Source organism: Moorena sp. SIO4E2, from assembly GCF_010671945.1.
Lineage (GTDB): Bacteria > Cyanobacteriota > Cyanobacteriia > Cyanobacteriales > Coleofasciculaceae > Moorena > Moorena producens.
This window is the reverse complement of the sequence record NZ_JAAHIE010000590.1, coordinates 1-4,175: the sequence shown is the minus strand read 5'-3', so window position 1 is coordinate 4,175 and position 4,175 is coordinate 1. Positions and strand designations below refer to the sequence as shown.

The window sequence follows — 4,175 nt, the reverse complement described above, 5'->3', positions numbered from 1 at the left end:
TCCCATTCTGTGCCGCAATATCTACTGGAGCATCTGCTGCTAATTGTTGATAGAAGCGACAAGCAAATCGATTCGCAGTGGTGTTAGTAACTTGATACTGCATCGCCACCACAACCGGGATATTTTGCTCAATAATGCTAGAGGCAACTCCTACAAATGCCTGAGATTCAGACAACTTTCCCCCTTCACAAGCTTGCAGCATCACCAAACCCGGACGATGTTGATTAAACAGTTCGCTAAAATAATCAGCATCCACCCAATTGGCTTTATCCGAATCAGGATTGACCAAGGCAATTTCACCCACCTCTTGATTACCTTTATTCCGCAAACGTCCATGACCAATGAAGTGAAATATGTGAGGTTTACTTGAGAGAATAGTATCAATTACTTCAGGGTTAGCTGAAGTAAAAGTTGGCAGTAACTCAACCCGATTTGCCTGTTTTTTTGCCAGTTTTTCCAAAGCGTCTTGTACTGGTGCATAAGCCACAGTTGCTAAATCTGAAGGAGCAGACACAACCAAAGCAATTCTCAGCTTTTCATTGTGATCCAACTGAATCGCTTGTGCCGGAATCCCTTGCGATCGCTTCCGAGAGAAAGCCAAATCTGGAGCCGTTCCCATCCACATTCTTCCTAATTTAGCTCGTGAGGGTAAACGCAAAAATTCCCAAGGAAGGGCAGCCACTTCTGGCATCGACCGTTCGTCAATATCTAGTTCTACGCGAAGTAGTTGTTTGTTTTCATGCACTACCTGATTGTAAAATTCAACGAAATTTTGGCGCAGGACATCATCAAATAGAACATCAAATAAAGCTTCTCCCAGTGCCCGTGTCTTAGTGGAATCATTGAGTTCACCTTTTTGAGCAATTTCCAATAAGGGAGTAATTTCTTCGAGTTTTTCCTGGTAGCGAAATACTCCAGAGGGTTGTCCCAAATTTTTATTTTGATTATCCCTCTTTTCCACCTGCACGCGATTGCGGTTAGCAACACTAATGCGATAGGTGTAGTAGGTTTTATCCATAGGTTGCTACTTTGATAATTCAGTTTACTTAGCAATAAAAGTAACGCCTTAAAATCATCCTTAAACTGATTACAACTCAAGGCAATAATAATCCAAAGCACTAAGTCCTGGACCTTGCATCCACCGTGAATCAGGTTTCCAAGCACCATTGGCTTCTTCCCGACGGCGAGTCCGGACAGTGAGCTGATTACCTTCAAATATCAGTAGATTATATTGCCAGGGATAACCGGGTCTTAGTTCAAGGGTCGGTGCGCCAAAAGTCCCAGCACAAATTTGGTCGAGTTTGCGCCCACCTGGGCTGAGGTCATAACGGAAAAGACTGGTTTCGGCTCTGTGGATGTGTCCGTGAAGAAAGAAGCGGAATCCAGCAACGGCCAATTGTTCGATGAATCCTTGGTCACTAATGCTATCGCTTCCAGTACTAGTTCGGGGATGGTGCCAAACCGCTATTTTCAGGCAGTTGCCGTAGTCTTGATTACGGCGAATCTCCGTCAGGGACTTGCTAAGAGCACCTGGGTGGATGCTAGCACGGTTTCTGAAGTGGTGATCCAGTTCCCAAGCCGAGTTTAGTCCTAGGATCAGCAGGTTTTGGTCTGGAAGATGGTCGATAATGGCTTGCTCGTCATACTCCAGGGGATAGGGTTTAGCTTTGATGGCTTGATAGAATTTACTGAAGTGGGCAAAGCGTTGTTGGTATTTAGTTTCATCTCGGACCCGAATCACATCTTCACCTTTGATGTAGTGACCCTCTTTGAGTTCACCATCGTAGTCTTCGAGATCCCACAACTGATAAGCCCGCTTTGCTAGTTTCCAGTTGAGGTCATGGTTACCCGGAACTATAACAATTTGCTTCGGCTCTAGGGGGAAGTCTTGGCGGAAGTTGTCGAGAAACTGTTGTGCAGCCTGGTATTCTTGTTCCGTGGAATAATTCGCTATATCACCAGAGAAGATAAGAGCATCAAGGCGAGGGATTTGAAGGTCTTGGGTAAGGTCTTGGGCGAGTTGGTTTGACCAAAGGGTAGCTTGCTCAGGGCTGGTAATATGGAGGTCCGAGAGATGGAGGATGTATATGGTTTCAGTCCCATTGCTAAAATCCCTGGCGTAATGGGTTTGATGATTTGCACGACTTTTGTAGTCATTTGATTTTCCGGATTCAGTTTGTACTTGACGCTTGAACAGATAGCCATCTTTCACACGCATGAAAATGACAGGAGTAGCAAAATCCCGCTTGCGATCTTGCGCTGGACCCTGAATTATGGCACGTCGCCCATACTGAGCAGCAATATCTACTGGGTCATCTGCTGCTAATTGTTGATAGAAGCGACGAGCAAATCTACTCCCAGTGCTGTTAGTAACTTCATACTGCATCGCCACCACAACCGGAATGTTTTGCTCAATAATGCTCGAAGCAACCCCTACAAATGCCTGAGATTCAGACAACTTTCCCCCTTCACAGGCTTGCAGCATCACCACACCAGGACGATGTGTATTAAACAGTTCGCTGAAATAATCCGCATCCACCCACATTGCTTCATCCAAATCAGGATCGACCAAGGCAATTTCACCCACCTCTTGATTACCTTCATTGACCAAACGCCCATGACCAATGAAGTGAAAAATGTGGGGTTTTTGCGAGAGAATACTATCGATTACTTCTGGATTAGCTGAATTAACAATCGGCAGCAACTCAACCCGATTTGGCTGTTCTTTTGCCAGCTTCTCCAAAGCTTTTTGTACAGGTTCATAAGCGACAGTTGCTAAATCCGGAGGAGCAGACACAACCAAAGCGATTCTGAGCTTTTCATTCTGATCCAACTGAATCGGTTGTGCCGGAATCCATTGAGAGCGCCTCCGAGAGAAAGCCAAATCTGGCACCGTTCCCATCCAGATTCTTCCTAAGTTAGCTCGTGCCGGTAAACGCAAAAATTCCCAAGGAAGGGCAGCTACTTCAGGCATTTTTCGTTCATCAATTTCCAGCTCTACGCGAATTAGTTGTTTGTTTTGATGCACTACCTGATGGTAAAAGTTTACGAAATCTTGGCGCAGGACATCATCAAATATAACATCAAATAAAGCTTCTCCCAGTGCCCGTGTCTTACTCGAATCATTCAGTTCACCTTTTTGAGCAATTTCCAATAAGGGAGTAATTTCTTCGAGTTTTTCCTGGTAGCGACATAATCCACAGGGTTGTCCCAAATCCTGATGTTGATTATTCCACTTTTTCACCTGCACGCGATCGCGGTTAGCAACACTAATGCGATAGGTGTAGTAGGTTTTAACCATAGGTTACTGCTTTTATAATTCAGTTTACTTAGCAATAAGCTGTCTAGACATAATTAGCTGCTTTGGGTAGAGTCAGCGTCCACTCTTCACGATCAACACCGCGAGCAAAACGATCTGCTACTTCATTCTTTTGCCGAAGTAACTGTTTCAATCTATCAGACAAGTCTTCTAAAACAAGCCGTATATCCGCCGTCAACCAATTGAGATCGGGTTCAGCCCAGGCTGTACCCCGCAGTGTAATCGATTCAGTTCCTTTCGGGACTTTAAAGACAATCGCAAATTTCGCTGTCCCGATTTTCTGTAACTCATTATCCTGAATACGCCAGTAGCAGGTAGAGTTCCCTTCACCATTGGTCAGGATTTCAGGATGACCGAGTTCGTATCGATAGGCGGGAATAGCAAGGAACGCCTTAAAATTATCCTTATTACCAACATTTGCCTTTAGCTCACCGGGAAGCAATTCAGCCAGTTCAGCCGCCAACTGAGAACTATCCACTCCCATCATCCAGTCTAGGTTGCCATTCAAACCCACCTCCATCCCGACACCAAAACTCATAACTGAGCGCCACTGTTGTGTGGGAAATAGACTTTGAATAATTGGCTCACCGCTTCCTTTCGGACTAAAATCCAACTGGCAGGTCAATCGCCAAAATCTAGCAGCCCGCTCTGGACGCAAATCGACAGTGAGTGTCATGGAATAGAAGTCCCACTCTGACATCTGTTGCTTGTAGATATCCTTCAGTTCAGTAAGCTGTTGCGCATTTAAACTGTGATAACAGCATTGCCTTTGTTTTTTATTTTTCGTACCCATTTTATAATTAACCCTCCTTCATTTAAAAGATGATTTAACAAACATTCTAATTCTTCAATTGAT

3 protein-coding genes are annotated in these 4,175 nt (G+C 44.6%); all 3 read right to left on the bottom strand.

What is annotated here, in order from left to right; genetic code table 11:
• Positions 1-1,018 (bottom strand): CHAT domain-containing protein (locus F6K37_RS33630; RefSeq protein ID WP_287255067.1); only part of this gene is annotated, 1,018 nt, incomplete at its 3' end.
• Between the two features lie 69 nt (positions 1,019-1,087).
• Complete coding sequence (locus F6K37_RS33625; RefSeq protein WP_287255065.1) at positions 1,088-3,301, bottom strand: CHAT domain-containing protein; 2,214 nt, start codon at positions 3,299-3,301, stop codon at positions 1,088-1,090.
• Between the two features lie 43 nt (positions 3,302-3,344).
• The gene (locus F6K37_RS33620; RefSeq protein WP_287255063.1) at positions 3,345-3,995 is read right to left on the bottom strand and encodes a hypothetical protein; all 651 of its coding nucleotides are present in this window, start codon (positions 3,993-3,995) and stop codon (positions 3,345-3,347) included.
• Between the last annotated feature and the right edge of the window lie 180 nt (positions 3,996-4,175).

Bases quoted from the DNA above. Each gene is read 5' to 3' on its own strand.
- F6K37_RS33620 (WP_287255063.1), bottom strand. From the start codon at position 3,995: ATGACACTCACTGTCGATTTGCGTCCAGAGCGGGCTGCTAGATTTTGG.
- F6K37_RS33625 (WP_287255065.1), bottom strand. From the start codon at position 3,301: ATGGTTAAAACCTACTACACCTATCGCATTAGTGTTGCTAACCGCGAT.